The 24726-nt window shown below is 58.2% G+C and carries 19 protein-coding genes; 6 read left to right on the plus strand and 13 right to left on the minus strand.

Annotated elements, in window-relative coordinates:
- Positions 1–5: 5 nt before the first annotated feature.
- Positions 6–2711 (minus strand): HTH-type transcriptional regulator MalT, encoded by a 2706-nt coding sequence (gene malT / locus RRF55_RS18715; RefSeq protein WP_016529568.1) that lies wholly within the window; start codon positions 2709–2711, stop codon positions 6–8.
- A gap of 624 nt (positions 2712–3335) precedes the next feature.
- Here malT and malP point away from each other — a divergent pair.
- Positions 3336–5726 (plus strand): maltodextrin phosphorylase, encoded by a 2391-nt coding sequence (malP, locus tag RRF55_RS18720; protein ID WP_004151407.1) that lies wholly within the window; start codon positions 3336–3338, stop codon positions 5724–5726.
- Positions 5727–5736: 10 nt separating this feature from the next.
- Positions 5737–7830: a 4-alpha-glucanotransferase gene (gene malQ, locus RRF55_RS18725; protein WP_002920543.1), complete on the plus strand. Its 2094-nt coding sequence runs from the start codon at positions 5737–5739 to the stop codon at positions 7828–7830.
- A 102-nt stretch (positions 7831–7932) separates the two neighbouring features.
- On the opposite strand, the gene gntT is transcribed toward malQ, so the two are convergent.
- From gntT to gntX, 3 genes are all read right to left on the minus strand, one after another.
- Positions 7933–9249, minus strand: a complete 1317-nt coding sequence (gene gntT / locus RRF55_RS18730; RefSeq protein WP_002920542.1) for a gluconate transporter — start codon at positions 9247–9249, stop codon at positions 7933–7935.
- A 336-nt stretch (positions 9250–9585) separates the two neighbouring features.
- Positions 9586–10161 (minus strand): Fe-S biogenesis protein NfuA, encoded by a 576-nt coding sequence (gene nfuA, locus RRF55_RS18735; protein WP_002920540.1) that lies wholly within the window; start codon positions 10159–10161, stop codon positions 9586–9588.
- 58 nt (positions 10162–10219) lie between these two features.
- On the minus strand, positions 10220–10894 hold the full coding sequence (gntX, locus tag RRF55_RS18740) for a DNA utilization protein GntX (protein ID WP_004185961.1): 675 nt from the start codon (positions 10892–10894) through the stop codon (positions 10220–10222).
- Positions 10895–10932: 38 nt separating this feature from the next.
- Here gntX and bioH point away from each other — a divergent pair, with 38 nt between their 5' ends.
- Positions 10933–11706, plus strand: a complete 774-nt coding sequence (gene bioH, locus RRF55_RS18745) for a pimeloyl-ACP methyl ester esterase BioH (RefSeq protein WP_004174021.1) — start codon at positions 10933–10935, stop codon at positions 11704–11706.
- 120 nt (positions 11707–11826) lie between these two features.
- A complete protein-coding gene (locus tag RRF55_RS18750; protein ID WP_002920510.1) occupies positions 11827–12096 on the plus strand; it encodes a YdgH/BhsA/McbA-like domain containing protein in 270 nt (89 codons plus the stop codon).
- Between the two features lie 88 nt (positions 12097–12184).
- Here RRF55_RS18750 and feoC read toward each other — a convergent pair whose 3' ends face one another.
- The 5 genes from feoC to greB form a co-directional block, all read right to left on the minus strand.
- A complete protein-coding gene (gene feoC, locus RRF55_RS18755) occupies positions 12185–12424 on the minus strand; it encodes a [Fe-S]-dependent transcriptional repressor FeoC (RefSeq protein WP_002920509.1) in 240 nt (79 codons plus the stop codon).
- Between the two features lie 9 nt (positions 12425–12433).
- Positions 12434–14752, minus strand: a complete 2319-nt coding sequence (gene feoB, locus RRF55_RS18760) for a Fe(2+) transporter permease subunit FeoB (RefSeq protein WP_002920508.1) — start codon at positions 14750–14752, stop codon at positions 12434–12436.
- Positions 14753–14780: 28 nt separating this feature from the next.
- On the minus strand, positions 14781–15008 hold the full coding sequence (gene feoA / locus RRF55_RS18765; protein WP_002920506.1) for a ferrous iron transporter A: 228 nt from the start codon (positions 15006–15008) through the stop codon (positions 14781–14783).
- Positions 15009–15420: 412 nt separating this feature from the next.
- Positions 15421–17751 (minus strand): Tex family protein, encoded by a 2331-nt coding sequence (locus tag RRF55_RS18770; protein ID WP_064153060.1) that lies wholly within the window; start codon positions 17749–17751, stop codon positions 15421–15423.
- A 100-nt stretch (positions 17752–17851) separates the two neighbouring features.
- On the minus strand, positions 17852–18325 hold the full coding sequence (gene greB / locus RRF55_RS18775; protein ID WP_002920503.1) for a transcription elongation factor GreB: 474 nt from the start codon (positions 18323–18325) through the stop codon (positions 17852–17854).
- Between the two features lie 227 nt (positions 18326–18552).
- On the opposite strand from greB, the gene ompR reads away from it, so the two are divergent.
- Together ompR and envZ are read left to right on the plus strand one after the other, a co-directional pair.
- A complete protein-coding gene (gene ompR / locus RRF55_RS18780; protein ID WP_001157751.1) occupies positions 18553–19272 on the plus strand; it encodes an osmolarity response regulator transcription factor OmpR in 720 nt (239 codons plus the stop codon).
- Complete coding sequence (gene envZ / locus RRF55_RS18785; protein WP_002920333.1) at positions 19269–20624, plus strand: two-component system sensor histidine kinase EnvZ; 1356 nt, start codon at positions 19269–19271, stop codon at positions 20622–20624. The genes ompR and envZ overlap by 4 nt, the downstream gene beginning before the upstream one ends.
- 77 nt (positions 20625–20701) lie before the next feature.
- Here the strand turns inward: envZ and pckA are convergent, their stop codons facing one another.
- The 4 genes from pckA to yrfG form a co-directional block, all read right to left on the minus strand.
- Positions 20702–22324, minus strand: a complete 1623-nt coding sequence (gene pckA, locus RRF55_RS18790) for a phosphoenolpyruvate carboxykinase (ATP) (RefSeq protein WP_069197115.1) — start codon at positions 22322–22324, stop codon at positions 20702–20704.
- Between the two features lie 359 nt (positions 22325–22683).
- On the minus strand, positions 22684–23568 hold the full coding sequence (hslO, locus tag RRF55_RS18795) for an Hsp33 family molecular chaperone HslO (protein WP_004188324.1): 885 nt from the start codon (positions 23566–23568) through the stop codon (positions 22684–22686).
- An 18-nt stretch (positions 23569–23586) separates the two neighbouring features.
- Positions 23587–23988, minus strand: coding sequence for a ribosome-associated heat shock protein Hsp15 (gene hslR / locus RRF55_RS18800; RefSeq protein WP_004188326.1), 402 nt, complete (start codon positions 23986–23988; stop codon positions 23587–23589).
- A complete protein-coding gene (gene yrfG, locus RRF55_RS18805) occupies positions 23985–24668 on the minus strand; it encodes a GMP/IMP nucleotidase (RefSeq protein WP_004181456.1) in 684 nt (227 codons plus the stop codon). Before yrfG ends, hslR begins: the two co-directional genes overlap by 4 nt.
- Between the last annotated feature and the right edge of the window lie 58 nt (positions 24669–24726).

The following is a 24726-nucleotide window of genomic DNA, read 5'->3' on the forward strand; positions in this document are numbered from 1 at the left end:
CGTCGTCAGACGCCGTATCCCATCATCTTAAGTAACTGCTGGGCATGCTGTACCGCGTCCTGCCGGTGGGCGACGCCCAGTTTCTGATACAGGTTGCGAATGTGGGTCTTGATGGTGGTGGCCGCCACGTCAAGCTCGCCGGCAATCTGCTCGTTGCTGTAACCGGAATAGATTAAGCCAAGCACCTGCCACTCGCGCTGGGTCAGCGGGCTGGTGCGGATAAGCTCCGGCACCTCCGGATGATTCAGCAGTCGCTCGACGAACCCTTCGTCAAAGTGGGCGAATTTGTGGCGATGATGCTGGTTGATGTCGCGCAGAATACGCTGAGCGCGATGCTGCTCCAGCTCCGGCAACGTGTTCAACTGGATCAGCTGGCGCAGCTGCTGGGCCATCGCCTCGCCTTCAATCACAAAGTGGTTGATAAAACCGGTGCGGTTGGCGAGCGTCAGGGCTTCCAGCAGGGCTTTCTGCGCTTCGCTCTTGCGTCCCGACTGCCAGTACAGCTGGTTGAGCAGCAGCAGGTTGCGGTTGAGATCGCTCATCAAACGCAGCGAACGCGCATTTTCGTTCAGCTCTTCCAGCACCATTTCCGCCGGTTCGAAGTCGCCCAGCAGGATCTGCGCCCGGGCAATGTTGCGCCACTGGCTCTGCAGGAAGTGGTTGTTGGCGAACTCCGGCTTTGGCGTCTGGCGCAGCCAGTTGGCCGCCGCGGTTTTATCACCGGTCATCTGCCAGTAGATCACTCGCACCTTATCGGCGTTGGAGACCCAGTCGCTGTGATAGTGACCATTACCGAGCAGGTTTTCCAGCCGGTTCAGGTGGCTGCGGGCATTATCCAGATCGCCGCGCGCCAGTGAGCACTGGACCATCAGCGCCAGGCACTGCAGCTGCTGCTGCGGCTGATAGGTGGAGAGCACGTCCATCCCCTGGCGGGCGCAAGCTTCAGCCTCGTCGAGGCGCGCCCATGCCCACAGCAGCTGAGAACGGATGCGCAGCAGGAACTCATGCATCGGCAACTGCTCAAGATGCTGTTCGCGTACCAGCTGGAAGGCTTTCTCCTGGCTCTCCCAGGCGGCCTGCAGGAAGCCCTGGGCGAAGAGGATTTCGCTTTGCTGAATGATGCTCCACAGGGCGTAATGCCATACGTCGTGACGGCGGGCCATCTGTTCGGTCTGCTGCATCACGGCGAGGGATTTGGTCAGCTTCCCCTTACAATGGAGAACTTCGCCATGCACCGATGTGGCGACGATGCGGCTGTAATAGTTGGCCAGCGGCAGCTCTTCCAGGGCCACCATTGACAGACGTTCCGCCTCGTCCTGGTCGCCATCGTTAATCGCCACCTGCGCGCGCAGCGCGTTGAAGTCGCCATGCATCGCGGTGTCCATTTCCACACTCATCTCCTGCTCGGCGCGCGCCAGCAGGGTATTGACTTCGCTGTAGCGATGCTGGCTCTGCATCAGCCAGGCCTGGAGCAGGATCAGGCGCGGATTTTCCAGCAGATTGGACCATGGCAGCGCCGCCAGCGACTGCTCCAGTAGCCCCAGCTCGCTATGGTTAAACATGCCCCAGGCATGATTGAGCAAGATATCGCGCAGCATTTTGGCATCGCCGGCCGCCAGCGCATGGTGGATGGCCTCGCTGGGGAAACCTTGCGCCATCCAGCTTTCCGCCGCGGCGCGGTGGATCTCCGGTAGTTCAACCGCCAGCTCCCACTGACAGCGCTGGCGCAGGAAGCTGCCAAACAGCGGGTGATAGCGGAACCATTCGCCGGAATCATCCATCCGCTGCAGGAACAGCCCCTGGCGTTCGATCTCCTCCAGCTGCATCTGGCCATTCTCTTCGCCGGTGACGCGCACGATTAACGCGTCGTTCATTGAGCGCAGCAGAGAACTCTTCAGCAAAAAGTTGCGCGTGCGGGCGTCAACGTTATTCAGCACTTCATCCACCAGATAATCCGACAGATGGCTGGCGTTAATCCCGGCGAGGCGGCGGGCGGAGTGTTGGGCGGAGGAGTTATTCTGGCGGGCGGAGAGGGCGATGAGTTGTAGCGCGGTGGCCCACCCGGCGACATCGTCGCACAGCCGGCTACTGTCGTCGGCTTCGATAGGCGATGTCAGACGACAGTCGAAAAATTGTTTCGCCTCCTGGTGGGTAAAGGCCAGCTGCTGACTGCCAATCTCCAGAAGCTGATCGCGGACGCGCAGATTGGCAATGCCCAGCTGCGGCAGGTTACGCGACAGGACCACCAGGGTCATATTCTCCGGCTGATGGCGCAGGAAAAAGCGCATCGCGTCATGGATCACCGGATTATTGATCAGATGGTAATCATCAATGACGAGATACAGCGGGCGCTGCCAGTCGGCAAGTTCAATAAACAGCTGCGCAAAAAGAGAGGAGAGACTGGCGTACTGGCGTTTTTGCACCATCGCTTCACTGGCCGCGCAGTGGTTGCCGGTAGCCTGCTGAATCGCCGCGATCAGATAGCTGGCAAAACGCTCCTGCTGGTTGTCGCCTTCGTCCAGCGAAAACCACCCAAGATCGTTTTTACCCGCGGCCCACTGAGAAATGAGCGTTGTTTTACCGTACCCGGCAGGACTGGTGATCAGCACGAGACGATAATTGTTCGCGCCGGAAAGTTTCGCCAGTAAGCGCTCACGAACCACAGTGTGTTCAAGGCGGACCGGACGACTTAATTTGGACGGAATCAACATAGTTCTACATTTCGCTGTGCAAGAGAGAGGTTGCGATTTTTTTTGCGCTTCGTAATTAATATCTAATAAGGTCGGTGATTATGAAATTTATTGCAAGTTATGTCCGAAGTTTATGCTCTTGAATTTGCTCTATGTCACAAATTTCGACATTGGCTGAGAATGGGAAAAAATCGCAGGCAGGACTGGTCGGCCGCGGTTTTCAGGCGGTAGCTGGCGGAGTGTGGGTGGATTTATTTTACGCTAAGAGTAGTTGTTTGTTTTTATTAAATTATTGTCAGCGATTTCTTAGAAGTAATCTTTTTTGCGGGTCAATGCGATGAAAGGTGCTTATTTCTTCAGGGGCCTCTATTTATTTTGTTAATAACGTGGCGAGGAACTGGAAGATTTTTTACGCGTATTGGCCTGTAACAAATTTTTAGCTACCGGAGGTAACCTCTCGATTGTCATATCGCGGTGATTTTTACAGCATATTTTTGCCTTCTCACCCACACTATAGTGTTCAGGATCACACTTTTCGCTCATCCCCGCCACTCCTCCCTGTCTAATCCCCGTCAGGATGAGGACGATGAATCGGGAGGTCGGCACACTAGCGCCATCGTTTTAGTAAAGGACCCGGATCTCATTATGTCACAGACTACATTTAACAAAGCTCAGTTTCAGGCTGCACTGACGCGTCAGTGGCAGCATTTTGGTTTACAGTCCGCTTCCGAGATGACACAGCGTCAATGGTGGCGCGCAGTCAGCGGAGCGCTGGCGGAACTCCTGGCGGCGCAGCCGGTAGCGAAACCGGCGCAAGGACAGCGTCACGTTAACTACATCTCAATGGAGTTTCTGATTGGTCGTCTGACCGGCAACAACCTGCTCAACCTGGGCTGGTACGAGGGCGTCAGCGACGCGCTGAAAGGCTACGATGTCAACCTCACCGATCTGCTGGAAGAAGAGACTGACCCGGCGCTGGGTAACGGTGGCCTGGGACGTCTGGCAGCCTGCTTCCTCGACTCCATGGCGACGGTGGGGCAGTCGGCGACCGGTTACGGTCTCAACTACCAGTATGGCCTGTTCCGCCAGTCATTTGACGATGGCCAGCAGATGGAAGCCCCTGACGACTGGGGGCGCAGCAGCTACCCGTGGTTCCGTCATAACGAAGCGCTGGATGTCCAGGTAGGTATCGGCGGGAAAGTCAGCAAAAACGGCGAATGGCAGCCGGCGTTCGTCATTACCGGCGAAGCCTGGGACCTGCCGGTGCTTGGCTATCGCAACAACGTCGCCCAGCCGCTGCGTCTGTGGCAGGCCAAACACGCTCATCCGTTCAACCTGACCAAATTCAACGATGGCGATTTCCTGCGCGCCGAGCAGCAGGGCATCGACGCGGAAAAACTGACCAAGGTGCTGTACCCGAACGACAACCATCAGGCCGGTAAAAAACTGCGCCTGATGCAGCAGTACTTCCAGTGCGCCTGCTCAGTGGCCGATATCCTGCGCCGTCATCATCTGGCAGGCCGCAAGCTGGCCGAACTGGCGGATTACGAAGTGATCCAGCTGAACGATACGCACCCGACCATCGCCATCCCGGAGCTGCTGCGCGTGCTGATCGACGAGCACCAGCTTAGCTGGGACGACGCCTGGGCGATCACCAGCAAAACCTTTGCTTACACCAACCACACCCTGATGCCGGAAGCGTTGGAATGCTGGGATGAGAAGCTGGTAAAAGCGCTGCTGCCGCGCCATATGCAGATCATTAAAGAGATCAACGACCGCTTTAAACAGCTGGTGGACAAAACCTGGCCGGGCGATAAGCAGGTCTGGGCGAAGCTGGCGGTGGTGCATGACAAACAGGTTCGGATGGCCAACATGTGCGTGGTGGGCGGCTTTGCTGTCAACGGCGTGGCGGCGCTGCACTCGGATCTGGTGGTAAAAGATCTGTTCCCGGAATATAACCAGCTGTGGCCGAACAAATTCCATAACGTGACCAACGGCATCACGCCGCGCCGCTGGATCAAGCAGTGCAACCCGGCGCTGGCCTCGCTGCTGGATGAGACGCTGAAAAAAGAGTGGGCCAATGACCTCGACCAGCTGATCAACCTGGAAAAATATGCTGACGATGCGGCGTTCCGTCAGACTTATCGCGATATCAAGCAGGCCAACAAAGTTCATCTGGCTGAGTTTGTGAAGCAGCGTACCGGGATTGAGATCAACCCGCAGGCGATCTTCGATATCCAGATCAAACGTCTGCACGAGTATAAGCGTCAGCACCTTAACCTGCTGCATATCCTTGCGCTGTACAAAGAGATCCGCGAAAACCCGCAGTCCGACCGCGTACCGCGCGTCTTCCTGTTCGGCGCGAAAGCGGCGCCGGGCTACTATCTGGCGAAAAACATTATTTTTGCCATCAATAAGGTAGCGGAAGCGATCAACAACGACCCGAAAGTCGGCGATAAGCTGAAGGTGGTCTTCCTGCCGGACTATTGTGTATCGGCAGCAGAAAAACTGATCCCGGCGGCGGATATCTCCGAGCAGATCTCCACCGCGGGTAAAGAAGCCTCTGGCACCGGCAACATGAAGTTGGCGCTGAACGGCGCGCTGACCGTCGGGACGCTGGATGGCGCTAACGTGGAAATCGCTGAGCAGGTGGGCGAGGAGAACATCTTTATCTTCGGCCACACGGTTGAAGAGGTGAAAGCCCTGAAAGCGAAAGGCTACGATCCGCTGAAATGGCGTAAAAAAGACAAGCTGCTCGATGCGGTGCTTAAGGAGCTGGAGAACGGCACCTACAGCAACGGCGACAAGCATGCCTTCGATCAGATGCTGCACAGCCTGCTGCAGGGCGGCGATCCGTACCTGGTGCTGGCCGATTTCGAAGCCTACGTAGCGGCGCAAAAACGGGTAGATGAGCTGTATCGCGACGAGGAGGCCTGGACCCGCGCGGCTATCCTCAACACCGCGCGCTGCGGCATGTTCAGCTCCGACCGCTCGATCCGCGATTATCAGCAACGTATCTGGCAGGCGAAACGCTAAAGGAAGGCCTATGGAGAGTAAACGCCTCGATAATGCCGCGCTGGCGGCGGGCATCAGCCCCAGCTATATCAACGCGCACGGCAAGCCGCAGTCTATCGCGGCTGTCACCAAACAGCGCCTGCTGGATGCGATGCATCGCTCTACCGCCGCCACGAAAGTGGCGGTTAACCCGCTGCCGAACGTGAAAATTTTCACTCACGGCAAAAAAATGTCGCTGCCGGTGGCAGGACGCGGTGAGTATCAGTGGATCCTGACTACTGAGGACGGTAAGCAGTATCAAGGGAAAACCCGCGGCGGCGAGACGCTGCCGCTGCCGGCCAAACTGCCGGAGGGGTACCACTCCCTGACCCTCACCCAGGAGGGGGAGCGCTGGCACTGCCGGACTATCGTCGCGCCAGCCCGCTGCTATGAGCCGCAGCCGCTGAAAGAGGGGAAAAAGCTGTGGGGCACCTGCGTGCAGCTGTATACCCTGCGCTCAGAGAAAAACTGGGGGATCGGCGATTTTGGCGATCTGCGGGCCATGCTGCCGGAAATCGCCCGCCGCGGCGGGTCGTTTATTGGCCTTAACCCGATTCATGCCCTCTATCCGGCGAACCCGGAGAGCGCCAGCCCCTATAGCCCGTCTTCACGTCGCTGGCTGAACGTTATTTATATCGACGTCAACGCGGTTGAAGATTTCCAGCGTAGCGAAGAGGCGCAGGCGTGGTGGCAGTCTCCGGCAACGCAGCAGGCACTGCAGGCGGCGCGGGAAACGGACGATGTGGATTATACCGCCGTCACTACGCTGAAAATGACCGCGCTGCGTATGGCATGGAAACAATTCTCTCGTCGTGAAGATGAGCAGATGACAGCGTTCCGCGAGTTTGTTCTGCGCGAAGGGGAAAGCCTCTACTGGCAGGCGGCTTTCGATGCGCTGCACGCCTGGCAGGTACAACAGGACCCGCTGCGCTGGGGCTGGCCGGCCTGGCCGAAGGCCTTTCAGGATATCGACAGCCCGGAGGTGAAAGCCTTCTGCGTTGAGCATGAGGATGACGTCAGTTTCTATCTTTGGCTGCAGTGGCTGGCCTGGAGTCAGTTTGCTGCCTGCTGGGAAACCAGCCAGCGTGACGGCATGCCGATCGGCCTCTACCGCGACCTGGCGGTGGGCGTCGCCGAGGGCGGGTCGGAAACCTGGTGCGATCGTGAACTGTACTGCCTGAAAGCATCCGTAGGCGCGCCGCCGGATATTCTGGGCCCGCTGGGCCAGAACTGGGGCCTGCCGCCGATGGATCCGCATATCATTGCCGCCCGCGCCTATGAGCCGTTTATCGACCTGCTGCGCGCTAATATGCAGAACTGCGGCGCGTTGCGCATCGATCACGTGATGTCTGTGCTGCGTCTGTGGTGGATCCCGTATGGTGAAACCGCCGACCATGGCGCTTACGTTCAGTATCCGGTCGACGATCTGCTGTCGCTTCTGGCGCTGGAAAGCCAGCGTCATCGCTGCATGGTGATCGGTGAAGATCTGGGCACGGTACCGGTGGAGATCGTCAGCAAGTTACGCAACAGCGGCGTCTATTCTTATAAGGTGCTCTATTTTGAGAGTGATGCAGAGAAAACGTTCCGCGCGCCGGCGCTGTACCCGGAGCAATCAATGGCTGTGGCGACGACGCACGACCTGCCCACTCTCCGCGGCTACTGGGAAAGCGGCGATCTGACGTTAGGTAAAGCGCTGGGCCTCTATCCTGATGAGGTGGTGCTGCGCGGACTGTACCAGGACCGCGAGCTGGCGAAACAAGGGCTGCTGGACGCACTGCATAAGTACGGCTGTCTGCCCAAGCGCGCCGGCCATAAGGCCTCGCTGATGAGCATGACGGGGATCCTCAACCGGGGGATGCAGCGTTATATTGCCGACAGCAACAGCGCCCTGCTGGGCCTGCAGCCGGAAGACTGGCTGGAGATGGCGACGCCGGTTAACATTCCGGGCACCAGCACCGAGTACCCGAACTGGCGCCGGAAGCTGTCCGTCACCCTGGAGCAGATGTTTGCCGATGAACGGGTCAATAAGCTGATTAAGGATCTGGATAAACGGCGCAAGGCGGCGAGCAAGAAAGCCGCCTCCTGATAACTTCCTGCCGCGCGCTCCTCTGCGCGGCGAAGAGCATGTCCGATAAAAAAGGCCGGCCCGCTTCACGCGGACCGGCCTTTTTCTGTGGCGGGAGTGACCTTACACCACCATCCCCAGCAGCAGACAACCCACCAGGCCGCAGACTGAGATAATGGTTTCCAGCACCGACCAGGACTTGATGGTCTCGCCGATGGTCAGGTTAAAGTACTCTTTGAACAGCCAGAAGCCCGGATCGTTAACATGGGAGAAGATAACGCTGCCGGAGCCAACGGCGATAACCATCAGCTCCGGGCTGACGCCGGTGGTGGCGATCAGCGGCGCGGCGATCCCGCCCGCGGTGATGGCGGCCACGGTCGCCGAACCCAACGCGATACGCAACACCGCGGCGATAGACCACGCCATAAACAGCGGAGACATGTTCGATTCGTGCATGATAGAGGCGATGTATTTATCCATGCCGCTATCCACCAGCACCTGCTTGAAGGCGCCGCCGCCGCCGATGATCAACAGCATCATGGCGATGATTTTAATCGAAGAGGTCAGGGTATCGTTGATTTGCTCCATGGAGCGGCCGCGGTTCAAACCGAAGGTGAACAGGGCAATCAGTACCGCAATCAGGGTGGCCATCACCGGGTCGCCGAAGAACTCGGCAATTGGCAGGAAGGCGTGGCCTTTCGGCAGGATCATCTCAGCCACGGCGCGCATCGCCATCAGGATCACCGGAACCAGCGAGGTCCAGACGCTGACGCCAAAGCCGGGCATCTCTTCTTCAGTGAACACTTTCGGGTTATGCAGGCCTTCCGGGATCGGCTTATCTATCCCTTTCAGGAAGCGCGCAAACACCGGTCCCGCCAGGATAACCGTCGGGATAGCCAGAATGGTGCCGTAGAGCAGCGTTTTGCCCATATCGGCATGGAAGATGGTGGCGATCGCGGTCGGACCCGGATGCGGCGGCAGGAAGCCGTGGGTGACGGAGAGCGCGGCTGCCATCGGTACGCCGACGTACAGCAACGGAATACGGGCCGAGGCGGCGATGGTGAACACCAGCGGCAGCATCAGCACGAAGCCCACTTCATAGAACAGGGCGAAGCCAACGGTGAAGCCGGTCAGGACCACCGCCCACTGAATATGCTTCTTACCGAACTTATTGATAAGCGTGGTGGCGATACGCTGGGCGCCGCCGCAGTCTGCCAGCAGCTTACCGAGCATAGCGCCGAAGCCCATGATCAGCGCGAGGCTGCCAAGGGTGCCGCCAACGCCGTTTTTGATGGAGACGATCACTTTATCCAGTGGCATACCCTGCATTAATCCGACGGCGAGCGCCACCAGAACCAGCGCAATGAAGCCGTTCATTTTGAAACGGATCATTAACAGCAACAACAGGGCAACCCCGATAGCAACGATGACTAATGGCATGATTTACCTGGCCTTAATTTGTTATGGGTAACGTCAAAGTTCGAACCTGTAGAGCATCCGCTCCGTCAGGGAGCAAAATAGTCTGGCGCCGTAAACGCTTGCATTATCCTTACCCAGAGAAAGGATAGCTGGCTATTTTTTTGCCGGTGGCGCCTGAAATGGATGATACGGGTAACATGTGAGGGTTGAGAATCACCTGACGTGGGAAAATGTTAAATATGAGACTTAAGTCATACTCTTTCCCCGGTTTTTGCCGGTCGTTTAGCGGGAGATGTTGCGCGGTAACACAGAATGGATCACGGCGATCCGGCGGCAGGCTGCCGCCGGAGGAAGGGTTTAGTAGTAGGAGTGCTCGCCGCGCTGGTGCTCGGTCAGATCGCGAACCCCTTTCAGCTCCGGAAACTCGTTCAGCAGCTGTTTTTCAATACCTTCTTTCAGGGTCACGTCGACCATCGAGCAGCCGTTGCATCCGCCGCCGAACTGCAGGATAGCCAGACCGTCGTCGGTGATCTCCATCAGCGATACGCGGCCGCCGTGGCCTGCCAGCTGCGGGTTAATCTGCGACTGCAGCAGGTACTCGACGCGCTCCATCAGCGGGGCATCGTCAGAGACTTTGCGCATTTTGGCGTTCGGCGCTTTCAGCGTCAGCTGCGAGCCGAGCTGGTCAGTGACGAAATCAATTTCAGCGTCTTCCAGATAGGGCGCGCTGAGCTCATCGACATAGGCGGTCAGCTGTTCAAATTTCAGCGCCGTGTCGGTGTCTTCCACCGCATCCGGTGGGCAGTAGGATACGCCGCACTCAGCGTTTGGGGTGCCGGGATTAATCACAAATACGCGAATTTGCGTCCCTTCTTCCTGATTTGCCAGCAGTTTGGCAAAGTGCGCTTGTGCAGCATCGGAAATACGGATCATAGCGTTGGCCTAATAGTTGACTATTTTACTGGGTTATAATACGCCCATCAGCGGGGGTCTACAAGGTACGGCACAAACACCATACCTGAACCGTCGCGGCGCCGTTTCGCAAAAGCAGGCGGGATATCTCGGCGACGGTGCTGCCGGTCGTGACGACATCATCCACCAGAGCGATATGGAGTCCCTGCACGGCAAATTCAAGCTGAAAGGCATTTTTCAGGTTCTGCCTGCGCTGGCGGGCATTGAGCGAATGTTGGACGGCGCCGGCTCGCTGGCGAGTCAGGCCTTCGCGATGCCAGACGCATCCTCGCCAGCGGGCTAACGGTCGGCACAGTTCGTCGCACTGATTATAACCCCGGCGCCAGCGACGGCGATGCCATAGCGGCACGCCGACCAGAGCGTCTACTGGCGGCAAATCGTCACGCTGCAGAAGGCGCTGCAGCAGCAGACGCGCGAGGGCGGGGCCCAGCTCCGGGCGATGGTGAAACTTCAGCTGCTGCACCAGACCGCTCAGCGGCGGGCGATAGTCATTGACCGCCACCAGCCGATGCCAGGGAGGCGGCTTTTGCAGGCAGCGGCCGCAGGGGTGACGGGATGCCGCCGCCGGCAGGCCGCACTGCGGGCAGAGCGGGGGACAGGCGAGCAGGGCGCGGCTGCAGCGGGAGCAGATCCCCCAGCGGGCGACTGCCAGCGGCATTTGGCATAGCCAGCATAAGCTGTGTGCTGTTAGCATATTTGGCCTTCTGTCCAGTAAAAAGAGAACGGTAACGGATGAACGACATCTGGTGGCAAACAATCGGCGAAGGAGATTGTCATCTTGTGCTGCTGCACGGCTGGGGGCTGAACGCTCAGGTATGGGATTGCATCACGCCGCAGCTGGCTTCGCATTTTACCCTCCACCTGGTGGATCTGCCGGGCTATGGCCGCAGCGGCGGGTTTGGGGCGATGTCGCTGGAGGCGATGGCGCAGCGGGTGCTGGAGCAGGCCCCTCCACAGGCGGTGTGGCTGGGCTGGAGCCTGGGCGGGCTGGTGGCCAGCCAGGTCGCGATTATGCGTCCGGAACGCGTGCAGGCGCTGGTGACGGTTGCCTCTTCCCCCTGTTTCGCGGCTCGTGACGACTGGCCCGGCATCAAGCCCGAGGTGCTGGCCGGATTTCAGCAGCAGCTGAGCGACGATTTCCAGCGCACCGTCGAGCGATTCCTCGCCCTGCAAACCATGGGCACAGAGAGCGCGCGTCAGGATGCGCGGGCGTTAAAGCAGGCGGTGCTCTCGCTGCCGATGCCTTCCGCCGAGGCGCTGAATGGCGGACTGGAGATCCTCAGAACCGTCGATCTGCGTCAGGCGCTGGTCAGGCTGCCGATGCCGTTTCTGCGGCTGTATGGCCGGCTGGATGGACTGGTGCCGCGCAAGATCGTCCCGTTGCTGGATGACCTGTGGCCGGAAAGCGAGTCAATCCTCTTCGATAAGGCCGCGCATGCGCCGTTTGTTTCCCATCCCGCGGCCTTCTGCGAGCCGCTGCTGGCGCTGAAGACGCGGCTGGGGTAATTTTTTTTGCCGCGCCATGGTAAAAGGGCCATTCCTAGCAATACTTAGGTTGTTACGGTGGTTGATTATTTCAATCCGCCACCGTGACCTACAATAACAACCTTATGGAGAGTAGAGGCTATGAAACTTGTTACAGGAATGGTTGCATCTCTGGTGATAGGCACCCTCTCTTTCGGCGCATTCGCCGCGAAAGAGATCCAAAAAGAAGACGTGGCGAAGATGAATCTGACCAAGGTCGGTAGCATTACGACCTCCAGGACGACGTCGCCGATGGACGCCCGACGCGATCTGTCGAAAAAAGCCGATGAGCTGGGTGGGAAATACTTTGTGGTGATTGCCGGGCAGAAAAACGAAAAAACCGTACACGCGAACGCTGACGTTTATAAATAATCCAGTCATAAGAAAACGGGCCTGCTGGCCCGTTTTTCATAGCTGTCTTACTCGTTTTACCTCGTTGCGCGACCTGGCCTGACTCCTTTCATCGCAGCGCCCACCACTCCTGCCGGCACGCCGCTTTCCCTTCAGGGCAACTTTTACAGCTGCCGGAGAGGCAGCCCTCGCTCGTTTCGCTGATCCGGACCACCTTACCCATGGCTTCCATTCGCTCAAGCATGGCGTCAATCAGCGGCTGAGGTGTCTGCAGGCGAGCACTGAGCTGTTTCGCCTCCATGCGGCCCTGCAGGGCCAGCATATCGCGGACTTCCATTAACGACGCCACAGTCCCTCCTTAGTGGCAATCGCCAGCCGGGCTGGAACAGCAGGAGGCCGGCGTTTTTCGCGTGGCCAGCAGCGAGACGTCCACCCTGCTGCGCGCCCGGCGCAACAGGCCGAAGAGCACCACGTTGAACAACACTACCGCCAGGATACATACCAGACTGTAGCGCGGGTGATCGCTAAAGCTAACGGTCTGGTAATAGAGCGTCGAGAGCGAATAGGCGATATTCAGCCCCCACAGGATGGAGAAGGTCATCCAGCCGCGGCTTGATTCGCGGGCGATGGCGCCCATCACCGAGATGCAGGGAATATAGAGCAGGACGAAGATCAGGTAGCTGTATGCCGCCGCCGCGCTGCCAAATTTACTGCCCATCACCCCCATGGCGCCGGTGGCCATTTCGCCATCGCCTTTGCTGGCTTCGATGGGGTTGGCCAGGACGCTGAGGCTGAAGGTGTCTTTCAGTCCCTGCCATGTCTCATCGACGGCGGCGAGCAGTTCTTCGCCGAGACTGAAGGTCTGCGGATTGAATTCCTCATTCTGGATATCTTCGGCGGTATAGAGGGTGTTCAGCGTACCCACTACCACCTCTTTCGCCATCGCGCCGGTAAACAGGCCGACGGTGGCCTGCCAGTTATCTTCATGCACGCCGATCGGTTTAAACACCGGCGTAATGACCCGGCTCACCGAGGCCAGCGCGGAGTCGTTGATGTTGTCGACGACCTTACCGCTCAGTGAGAAGCTGTTCAGCGCGCTGAGGAAGATGCTGACGATGACGATCACCTTCCCGGCGCGCAGCACAAAGCCTTTCAGGCGCTGCCAGGTCTGGATAATCAGGCTCTTGATATGCGGGACGTGGTACACCGGCAGCTCCATCACGAACGGCGAGGCTTCGCCGCGCATAATGGTGTGCTTCAGCATCAGGCCGGTGAGGATGGCCATCACAATGCCCAGCACATAGAGCGAGAAGACCGCCAGCGCGCCGTTCTGACCAAAGAAGGCGGCCGCGAAGACGGCGAAGATCGCCAGCCGCGCGCCGCAGGACATAAACGGCGCCATCATAATGGTCATCAGACGCTCGCGCGGCGCGTCAAGGGTGCGGGCGCCCATCACCGACGGCACGTTGCAGCCAAAACCGACAATCAGCGGGACGAAGGATTTCCCCGGCAGGCCGAGGGCTTGCATCAGGCGATCCATCACAAAGGCGGCGCGCGCCATGTAGCCGGAGTCCTCAAGGAAGGAGAGAAACAGATACATCATGCCGATCTGCGGCACCAGCGGCAGCACGGTGTTGATACCGCCGCCGATCCCCTGGGCGAGGAACACGGTCAGCCAGTCCGGGAAGTGCAGGGTGTAACCCAGCCATTGAATGCCATGCACAAAGATCGCGACCGAGCCGGCATCGAAAATCGGCTGCAGCGCGCCGCCGATGTTGATCGCCAGCAGGAACATCAAGTACATGACAAAGAGAAAAATCGGCAACCCGAGGAAGCGGTTGAGGATCACTTTGTCCATCGCGGCGGTGAAGCGGCTTGGTTCGGCGGTCAGGGTATTGCTGACGGCGTCGCAAATGGCGGCGATGGTCTGATAGCGCGCGTCAGCGATGTGCAGCGCCGGGTCGTCGATCTCGTCGCTGAGATTCGCCAGAGCGATATCCAGTTTATCGGCGGCGTCGCCGGCATAGGCCCGGCTGTAGATATCGCCCTCCAGCATCTGCAGACCCAGCCAGCGCCGCTGCCGGGTCGGGATCTGCGCTGACATCTGCTGCGCCAGCAGGTCAGCTTCGCGCAGCAGCGGCTGCGGATAGTGGACCAGCTCAAGATCGCTGTTCGCCTGATGACGGTCGAGGGCGATCTTCAGCGCTTCGATCCCCCGTCCGCGAGTCGATACCAACGGAATGACCGGGCAACCGAGACGGGCGGCGAGGGCGTCGATATCGATCCGCACCTGCTGCTTTTCGGCGATATCCAGCATGTTCAGCGCGACGACGCAGGGGATCCCCAGCTCGAGCAGCTGCAGCGTCAGATAGAGGTTGCGCTCGAGGTTGGAGGCATCGACCACGTTAATCAGCATGTCGGCGTCGCCGCTCAGGATGTAGTGGCAGGCAATCTGCTCGTCCAGCGAGGTCTGCGAGGAGATGGTGGTCAGGGAGTAGGTTCCCGGGAGGTCGACCAGCGTGACCTGGTGGTCAGTGGTGGCGAAAATCCCCTCTTTACGCTCAACGGTCACCCCAGCCCAGTTGCCCACACGCTGGCGAGCGCCGGTCAGCTGATTAAATAAGGTGGTCTTTCCGGAATTAGGATTACCAATTAAACCAACGGTTAATTTTTGCATATTTCAGACTCTTGTGCCGGGCCAGCCGTTATTGTGCAACCGCTTCCAGTTCGATTAAGGCGAGATCTTTTTTGCGTAATACCAGACTGACGCGTCGGGTTTCAATATGAACAGGATCGCCGAGCGGCGCCACGCGAACCACATGAAAAGAGGAACCGGGCAGCATGCCGAGGGAGAGCAGTTTCTGACGGTATGCTGGGCTAATATCGCGAGAAAAACCGGTAATTTTCCACGCACTATCAGGTGTGAATTGCATAGGGCCTACTTGTCTATCGCTAACCGAAGAAGAATTTTCCGGACGCCTGGAGGCAGTTGCGCCGGGGACCGTAGCCAACGAAAAAAGAAAAAACGTTCTGTAATCGATGATAATGAGAATGGTTTTTATCATCAATACATATGATGCGCTGCAGGCTATTTTTAAAGTGAAAATCACCTTTTTATTGATATGCCGCAAAGTCAGCCTGTAATCAAAAATGCGCGAAATATTATTTCGGCGATCTAATGTTTAATTAAGGTTTCTGAAGTTAACGAAATGAAAATATTAATTTCGCTGCCTTTCAGGCGTGGAATAAAAGCAGGTTATCAGAAACAACTGAAGCTGTTTTGCGCGTGATGGCGATGGCCTGGTCATGAAAAAAAACTGCCCCTGAAAAAGGGGCAGGGAGAGTTTAGCGTTTTTTACCCATCGCTGCGGCGAGGGCATCCATCATCGCGCTGTTGCCGGCAGGCTGCGCCTCGCGACCGCGGGGTTTGGCGGCTTTCGCGGCCGGGCGGTTACCCTGCGGGCGCTCCTGACCACCGCCGCGGCGGGCGTTGCTGTCGCCCGGCTGCTCGTCGAGACGCATGGTCAGGGCGATACGCTTACGCGGCAGATCGACTTCCATCACTTTGACCTTGACGATGTCGCCCGCTTTCACCACGGTGTGCGGATCCTCAACAAACCGGTCAGAAAGCGACGAAATGTGTACCAGTCCGTCCTGATGAACGCCGATATCAACAAACGCGCCGAAGTTGGTGACGTTGGTGACGGCACCTTCCAGAATCATTCCCGGCAGCAGGTCATTCATGGTCTCCACACCATCGGCGAACTTCGCGGTCTTAAACTCCGGACGCGGATCGCGGCCCGGTTTTTCCAGCTCTTTGATAATGTCGGTGACCGTCGGGACGCCAAACTTCTCATCGGTGAAGTCCACTGCCTTCAGGTGGCGCAGCGCACTGCTATTGCCCATCAGATCTTTCAGCGCCTGCTGGGTGGCGGCCAGAATACGTTCGACCACCGGGTAAGCTTCCGGGTGAACGGTGGAGGCATCCAGAGGGTTGTCGCCGTGGTTGATACGCAGGAAGCCCGCGCACTGTTCAAAGGCTTTCGGCCCCAGACGGCTGACTTTCAGCAGCTGCTGGCGGTTTTGGAACTGACCATTCTCGTCGCGCCAGGCGACGATGTTCTGCGCCATCATGCGGGTCAGGCCGGCGACGCGGGTCAGCAGCGGAACGGAGGCGGTGTTCAGGTCAACGCCGACGGCGTTCACACAGTCTTCCACCACCGCGTCCAGCTTACGCGCCAGCTGGGTCTGGCTGACGTCGTGCTGATACTGGCCGACGCCAATGGATTTTGGGTCGATTTTCACCAGCTCGGCCAGGGGATCCTGCAGACGGCGGGCGATGGAGACCGCGCCGCGCAGCGACACGTCGAGGTCCGGAAACTCCTGCGCCGCCAGCTCGGAGGCGGAGTAAACGGAAGCCCCGGCTTCGCTGACGATCACCTTCTGGGCGGTGACCTTCGGGAACTGTTTCTGCACGTCGAGGAAGAAACGCTCGGTTTCACGCGAGGCGGTACCGTTGCCGATGGCCACCAGCTCAACGTTGTACTTCTCACACAGCGCGGCGACGGCGACGGCCGCTTTGGCGGCCTGGCCGGTGTGGGGATAGATGGTATCGGTAGCGACCAGTTTACCGGTGGCGTCGACGACGGCCACTTTCACCCCGGTGCGCAGGCCCGGATCGAGTCCCATGGTGGCGCGCAGCCCGGCGGGCGCGGCCATCAGCAGATCGTGCAGGTTGCGGGCGAAGACGTTGATTGCCTCGTCCTCCGCGCGTTCGCGCACGGTGCCCATCAGCTCGGTTTCGAGATGCATCAGGACTTTGATCCGCCAGGTCCAGCTGACGACGCCTTTACGCCAGCTGTCCGCCGGGGCGTTATTCAGGCGCAGGCCCAGGTGGTCGATAATAATTTGCTCGCCGTGGCTCTCTTTCGGCGGCTCGTCAAACTGCGGGTCAGCGTTTAAAGAGAGCTGCAGGACGCCTTCGTTGCGACCGCGGAACATCGCCAGCGCGCGATGCGACGGCACGGTGGCGATCGGTTCATGGTGATCGAAGTAGTCGCGGAATTTAGCGCCTTCCTCTTCTTTACCGCTGACGACGGTGGAGACCAGGTGGGCGTTTTTCCACAGATAGTCACGGACCTTCGCCAGCAGCGCGGCGTCTTCGGCAAACCGCTCCATCAGAATATAGCGCGCGCCGTCCAGGGCCGCTTTGCTGTCGGCTACGCCCTTATCGGCATCAATATATTTTGCGGCCTCCGCTTCCGGATCGTGGGCCGGTTCGTTCCACAGCATGTCAGCCAGCGGTTCGAGCCCGGCTTCGATAGCGATCTGGCCGCGTGTACGGCGCTTCGGCTTGTAGGGCAGGTAGAGATCTTCCAGTTCGGTTTTGCTGAGCGTGGTGTTGATGGCTTTTTCCAGCGCGTCGGTCAGTTTGCCCTGTTCAGCGATGGATTTGAGGATCGCCTGACGACGGTCTTCGAGTTCGCGCAGATAGCCGAGGCGAGTTTCCAGATTACGCAGCTGCGTGTCATCCAGACCGCCGGTGACTTCTTTACGATAACGTGCAATAAACGGCACGGTGTTCCCTTCATCAAGCAGGCGAACGGCAGCTTCTACCTGTTCGGCTCTGGCCTGAAGTTCACCCGCAATAATGCGGCAGAGCGAATCATTCATCATGGCTTTTAATTCATCTTTAGGGTCAAAAAACAGGGACTAGTTATACGGACTGACGGCTAAAAATACCAGCCGCGCCGGGCGTCTCTCGGAAAGTTCTTGTCTATTTAACGTATTCGATCTCGTTGACATACCAGCTGGCTTCGCCCGCCGGCGTGTTGACGATGGCCAGATCGCCAACCTCTTTTTTTAACAGTGCGCGCGCCATCGGCGAGTCGATGGAGATATAGTCTTTGCGGCCAAAAATTTCATCGTAACCGACGATGCGAAAGCGCTTGATATCGCCTTCATCGTTTTCAATCTCTACCCAGGCGCCGAAGAAGACTTTACCTTCCTGTTGCGGCGAGTAATCGACGATTTTCAACTGTTCCAGACATTTGGTCAGATAGCGGACCCGGCGATCGATCTCCCGCAGGCGCTTTTTGTTGTACTGGTAGTCCGCGTTCTCGCTGCGGTCGCCGAGGCTGGCGGCCCAGGTCACCTTTTTGGTCACTTCCGGACGCTCCTGGCGCCACAGGTAGTCCATCTCCTGCTTCAGTTTTTCATATCCCTCGCGGGTGATCAGCGGCGTTTTCATCGTGAGTTCAACCTTCTGACTGTCTGTCGTTGCGCACAATTTGTAGCGCGTAATAATACCGACAGGATAAATACTGTGTCTTATGATTAAATGTATACTTAACCTGCTGTTAAATATGCTTTGTAACAATTTAGCCTGGAATATATACCAGATTTAGCTGGTGAGCGCGCCGGGCTTTTTTGAGAATACGCACTGACTATCGCAGTGAACCTTTGGGAGTACAAACAATGCAAGAGAATTATAAGATTCTGGTTGTGGATGACGACATGCGCCTGCGTGCGCTGCTCGAGCGTTATCTGACCGAGCAGGGCTTCCAGGTTCGTAGCGTGGCGAACGCCGAACAGATGGATCGTCTGTTAACCCGTGAATCCTTCCACCTGATGGTGCTGGATCTGATGCTGCCGGGCGAAGATGGTCTCTCTATCTGCCGTCGTCTGCGCAGCCAGAGTAACCCGATGCCGATCATTATGGTGACGGCGAAAGGCGAAGAGGTCGATCGGATCGTGGGTCTGGAGATCGGGGCTGACGACTATATTCCGAAGCCGTTTAACCCGCGCGAACTGCTGGCCCGCATCCGGGCGGTGCTGCGCCGCCAGGCGAACGAGCTGCCGGGCGCGCCGTCGCAGGAAGAGGCGGTTATCGCCTTTGGTAAATTCAAACTGAATTTAGGCACCCGCGAGATGTTCCGTGAAGACGAGCCGATGCCGTTGACCAGCGGCGAATTCGCGGTCCTGAAGGCGCTGGTGAGCCATCCCCGTGAGCCGCTGTCGCGCGATAAGCTGATGAACCTCGCCCGCGGCCGCGAATACTCTGCGATGGAGCGCTCCATCGACGTACAGATCTCCCGCCTGCGCCGCATGGTGGAAGAGGACCCGGCGCATCCGCGCTACATCCAGACCGTCTGGGGTCTGGGCTACGTCTTCGTCCCGGACGGTTCTAAGGCATGAAACGCGTGCGCTTTTCGCCGCGCAGCTCCTTTGCTCGCACACTGCTCCTGATCGTCACCTTGCTGTTCGTCAGCCTGGTGACGACCTATCTGGTGGTACTGAATTTCGCGATCCTGCCGAGTCTCCAGCAGTTTAATAAAGTGTTAGCCTACGAAGTGCGTATGCTGATGACCGACAAACTGCAGCTGGAGGATGGCACCCAGCTGGTGGTGCCCCCGGCGTTTCGTCGTGAAATTTATCGCGAGCTGGGGATTTCGCTCTATTCCAATGAAGCGGCGGAAGACGCAGGCCTGCGCTGGGCGCAGCATTATGAATTCTTAAGTCAGCAGATGGCCCATCAGCTTGGTGGCCCCACAGAGGTGCGGGTAGAGGTCAATAAAAGCTCCCCTGTGGTGTGGCTGAAGACCTGGCTGTCGCCCAATATCTGGGTGCGGGTGCCGCTGACCGAGATCCATCAGGGCGACTTCTCGCCGCTGTTCCGCTATACCCTGGCGATCATGCTGCTGGCGATAGGCGGCGCCTGGCTGTTTATTCGTATTCAGAACCGCCCGTTGGTGGATCTGGAGCACGCGGCGCTGCAGGTCGGGCGCGGCATTATTCCGCCGCCGCTGCGCGAGTATGGCGCCTCCGAAGTGCGTTCGGTGACGCGCGCCTTTAACCATATGGCGGCGGGCGTGAAGCAGCTGGCTGACGACCGTACGCTGCTGATGGCCGGGGTCAGCCACGATTTACGTACTCCGCTGACCCGCATTCGTCTGGCCACCGAGATGATGGGCGAGCAGGACGGCTATCTCGCGGAGTCGATCAACAAAGATATTGAAGAGTGCAACGCCATCATCGAGCAGTTTATCGACTATCTGCGCACCGGGCAGGAGATGCCGATGGAGCTGGCGGATCTGAATGCGGTGCTGGGGGAAGTGATCGCTGCGGAGAGCGGCTATGAGCGGGAAATCGCCACCGCCCTGCAGGCCGGCGAAATTCCGGTACGTATGCACCCGCTGTCTATCAAGCGCGCGCTGGCGAATATGGTGGTCAACGCGGCCCGCTATGGCAATGGCTGGATCAAGGTCAGCAGCGGCAGCGAAGCGAGCCGGGCCTGGTTCCAGGTAGAAGATGATGGACCGGGGATTAAACCTGAGCAGCGGGAGCACCTGTTTCAGCCGTTTGTACGCGGCGACAGCGCCCGCAGCACCAGCGGCACCGGGCTGGGGTTGGCGATTGTTCAGCGTATTATCGACAATCACAACGGCCGGCTGGAGATTGGCTCCAGCGAACGCGGCGGGTTACTGATCCGCGCCTGGCTGCCGGTGCACCGGATGCTGGCGCCGATGAAACCCGCCAGGGAGAGCTGATCGCGCCCGCGGTTAGCTGCTCAGGATGTTGCACAATAAAAAGCCGGGCAAGCCCGGCTTTTTCACCTTTGCGCCCGTTAGCGCTGCGGTCCTGCCGCCACCAGCGCGGCGCCCGCTGGCGTATCGGTATACTTCTCAAAATTCTCAATAAACAGCTTCGCCAGCTGGTCGGCTTTTTCCTGCCACTGCTCCGGGGAACCATAGGTGCTGCGCGGATCGAGGATGTGGGTATCCACGCCCGGGAGCGCCGTCGGGATCTGCAGGTTAAACATCGGCAGGGTAAAGGTCTCCGCGTTGTCCAGCGAGCCATTGAGGATGGCGTCGATGATCGCGCGGGTATCTTTAATCGAGATGCGCTTGCCGGTGCCGTTCCAGCCGGTATTGACCAGATAAGCCTGCGCGCCAGCCGCCTGCATGCGTTTGACCAGCACTTCGGCGTACTGCGTCGGGTGCAGCGACAGGAAGGCGGCGCCGAAGCAGGCGGAGAAGGTTGGCGTGGGTTCGGTTACGCCGCGCTCGGTGCCGGCCAGTTTGGCGGTAAACCCGGACAGGAAATGGTACTGCGTCTGGTCAGCGGTCAGGCGGGAGACCGGCGGCAGGACGCCGAACGCATCGGCCGTCAGGAAGATCACTTTGGTAGCGTGACCCGCTTTAGACACCGGCTTAACAATGTTGTCGATGTGGTCGATGGGGTAGGAGACGCGGGTATTTTCGGTCTTTGAACCGTCATCGAAATCGACCGTGCCGTCGGCGCGTACCACCACGTTTTCCAGCAGGGCGTTGCGGCGGATGGCGTGATAGATATCCGGCTCGGCCGCTTCAGAGAGCTTGATGGTCTTGGCGTAGCAGCCCCCTTCGAAGTTAAACACGCCGTCGTCATCCCAGCCATGTTCGTCATCGCCAATCAGGCGGCGTTTCGGGTCGGTGGAGAGGGTGGTTTTGCCGGTGCCTGAGAGGCCGAAGAAAATGGCGACATCGCCTTTCTCGCCGACGTTGGCTGAGCAGTGCATGGAGGCGATGCCCTTCAGCGGCAGCAGGTAGTTCATGATCGAGAACATCCCTTTCTTCATCTCGCCGCCGTACCAGGTGCCGCCGATCAACTGAATGCGCTCGGTGAGGTTGAAGGCGACGAAGTTTTCCGAATTGAGGCCCTGCTCTTTCCACTGCGGATTGGTGCATTTCGCGCCGTTCATCACGATGAAGTCGGGCTCGAATTCAGCCAGCTCTTCATCGCTCGGACGGATGAACATGTTTTTAACGAAGTGCGCCTGCCAGGCCACTTCGGTAATGAAACGTACGTTGAGACGGGTATCGGCGTTGGCGCCGCAGAAAGCGTCGACGATAAACAGGCGTTTACCGGACAGTTGCTGGGTCACCAGCCCTTTCAGATGCTGCCAGGTTTCCTGCGAAAGCGGCTTGTTGTCGTTTTTACCTTTGCCTTTATCGGACCACCAGACGGTGTCGCGGGTGGTGTCGTCGCGCACGAGATACTTATCTTTCGGAGAACGACCGGTAAAAATGCCCGTGTCGACGGCGATAGCACCCAGAGTGGTTAATACGCCACGTTCGTAGCCTTCCAGGTTCGGGTCGAGCTCTTCCTGAAACAACATGTCGTAGCTGGGGTTGTGGACGATATCCTGGACGTCATTGATACCATAAGCCTTGAGATCCTGCGGGGTTAAACCATGATTAACGCGCATGTCACTGCTCCTTAGCCAAGATGTACTGCTGTAAATTGTAGGGTTAATTGCCGGGTATTGACCGCGACCAGGCTCATAGATTTACGTATCTCGACATTCCTCAGAATGACGATAAAAACGGTGACTCCTGTCACGAAGTGGAGTGGATTATCTCAGGAAATGGGCGGATGGTGGGGTTAGATGTTTCTCAATGGTTAAAAAGTAATTAAAAAAACTGCCGAAATGTGAATGTAATCGCTTTCCTGAAATTAAATTACGTAACTCTTTCAGGGAAAATCGATTCAACTCGCGAATAAATTAAAAGTCAGGCACAACGCGACAAACAACATTGCCGCCCTGTGCCTGAGAAAGATGCGGGATTAATGAACCTGCGGATCGGCCGGAGAGGCGTTATTACGGATCTCGGCGATGTCCATGGCATTGAAGATATAGTGGTTACCGCAGTAGTCGCAGTGCATATCAATTTCGCCTTCGTCGGCGAGGATGCTATCAATCTCTTCATCCGGCAGCGTCTTCAGCGCGCCGGCGCAGCGTTCGCGGGAGCAGGTGCACTTGAACTCCACGCTCTGCGGGTCGTAGACAGTGACTTCTTCTTCATGGTACAGACGCCACAGCACATCATTTGCCGGCAGGGTGAACAGCTCTTCCGCCTTAATGGTCTCGGTAAGCGTCGCCAGGTGCTCGAAGTCGGCAGTCTGGGCATCCTGCGCCGGCATCACCTGCAGCAGCATCCCGCCCGCCATCGGCTGGCCTTCATGATCGCCGGTGCGGATGATAAGGCGCGTCGGCAGCTGCTCTGAACGCTGGAAATAATCTTCCAGGCAGGCGGCCAGCGTATCGCCTTCCAGACCGACCACGCCCTGATAGCGCTCACCTTCTTCCGGAGAGATGGTAATGACCAGGTAGCCGTTGCCGACCATCGTTTTCAGATCCGCATCGTCCGCAATCTCGCCTTGCACGCGCGCGACGCCGCGCAGCTGCTGCTGGTTATTGCCGTTGATCACCGCCAGCTGTAAAGGGCCATCCCCCTGCAGCTGTACGGTAATGTCGCCGGCAAACTTCAGCGTCGCGGTCAGCAGACTGGTGGCGACCAACAGCTCCGCCAGCACCGTTTTGACCGGTTGGGGATAGGTGTGATTCGCCAGAATCTGTTCCAGGGTTTCCGACACCGTCACCAGCTCGCCGCGCACGGCATAGTTTTCAAACAGATAACGATGTAATTGATCGTGTTGAGTCATAATCATCTCTCTTTCTGGCGCGAGTTATTCACTCTCGCCGTGTTTAAATCTCATCAGGTCGCGGCGCTCTTTCTTGTCCGGACGTCTGTCAGGGTGCGGCATGGTCAGGGCGTTCATTTTGCGCGCCAGGGCCATTTTTTCACGCTTCTCGATACTCTCCGCCGTCTCTTCATACAGGTTGACGGCTTCGCTTGCCGGGCGGCGCTGTTCGGTAATACCGATAATGCGCACCGTCCGCTCGTCGTTGCCCTGGCGCAGCGTCAGAATGGCGTCGAGTTCGACGATTTTTCCGGGTTTGCTACGTTGTCCGTTGTAATGAACCTTGCCGCCTTCAATCATTTCCCGCGCCAGCGCGCGGGTTTTGTAAAAGCGGGCGGCCCAAAGCCATTTGTCCAGTCTGACGGTTTCGGTGGGCTTCTCTTTCATCGCCTCTCCTTCGGGGTAAGCGAAGGGATCAGTCGTCGGTAATCATTCAGCCCCGGATGGCGCAGATACTGCTTTTCCGCCAGTCCGGAGTCAGGATTGGTAATACCCAGGCAGTAACGAATGCCAAACTCCCTCGCGGCATCCAGTATCGCCTCGCTGTCGTCGACAAACAGCGTTTTGTGCGCCTCAAGGCCAGTTTCCTCCGCCACGGCGCGCCACAGACGCTGATCCTCTTTCGGATAACCAAATGTGTGGGTGGAAAGTAATAAATCAAGGTGCGCGTCCAGGCCGGTGTGTTTGAGCTTCACCGCCAGATTGTGGGGATGGGCATTGGTCAACAGAATGCGTCGCTTACCGCAGGCCTTGAGCGCATCAAGGAACGGCACGGTATCCTCGCGCAGCGTGGCGCGCGGACCTTGTTCGCTGGTCATCGCACAAATATCCAAACCCAGGCGCTCGCTCCAGTAATCCAGACAGTACCAGTTTAGCGTATGCTGCACGGCGTGATACTCCTGGCGCATGGCGTCTTTCGCCTCCTGCAAATTGAGGCCGCGGGCGGCCCCCCAGGTTTCAGGCACCAGCGTTTGCCAGAAGTAGTTGTCGAAGGCGAGGTCCAGGAGCGTGCCGTCCATATCCAGCAGAACGGTATCGACCTCCTGCCAGGCGATATCAAAGTGCATGATGACTCTCCAGCGAGCGGAAAATGGGCGACAGGGTATCACACCCTGTCGCCGGGAA

It is taken from the genome of Klebsiella sp. K47, assembly GCF_051858335.1.
Classification (GTDB): Bacteria; Pseudomonadota; Gammaproteobacteria; order Enterobacterales; family Enterobacteriaceae; genus Klebsiella; species Klebsiella pneumoniae.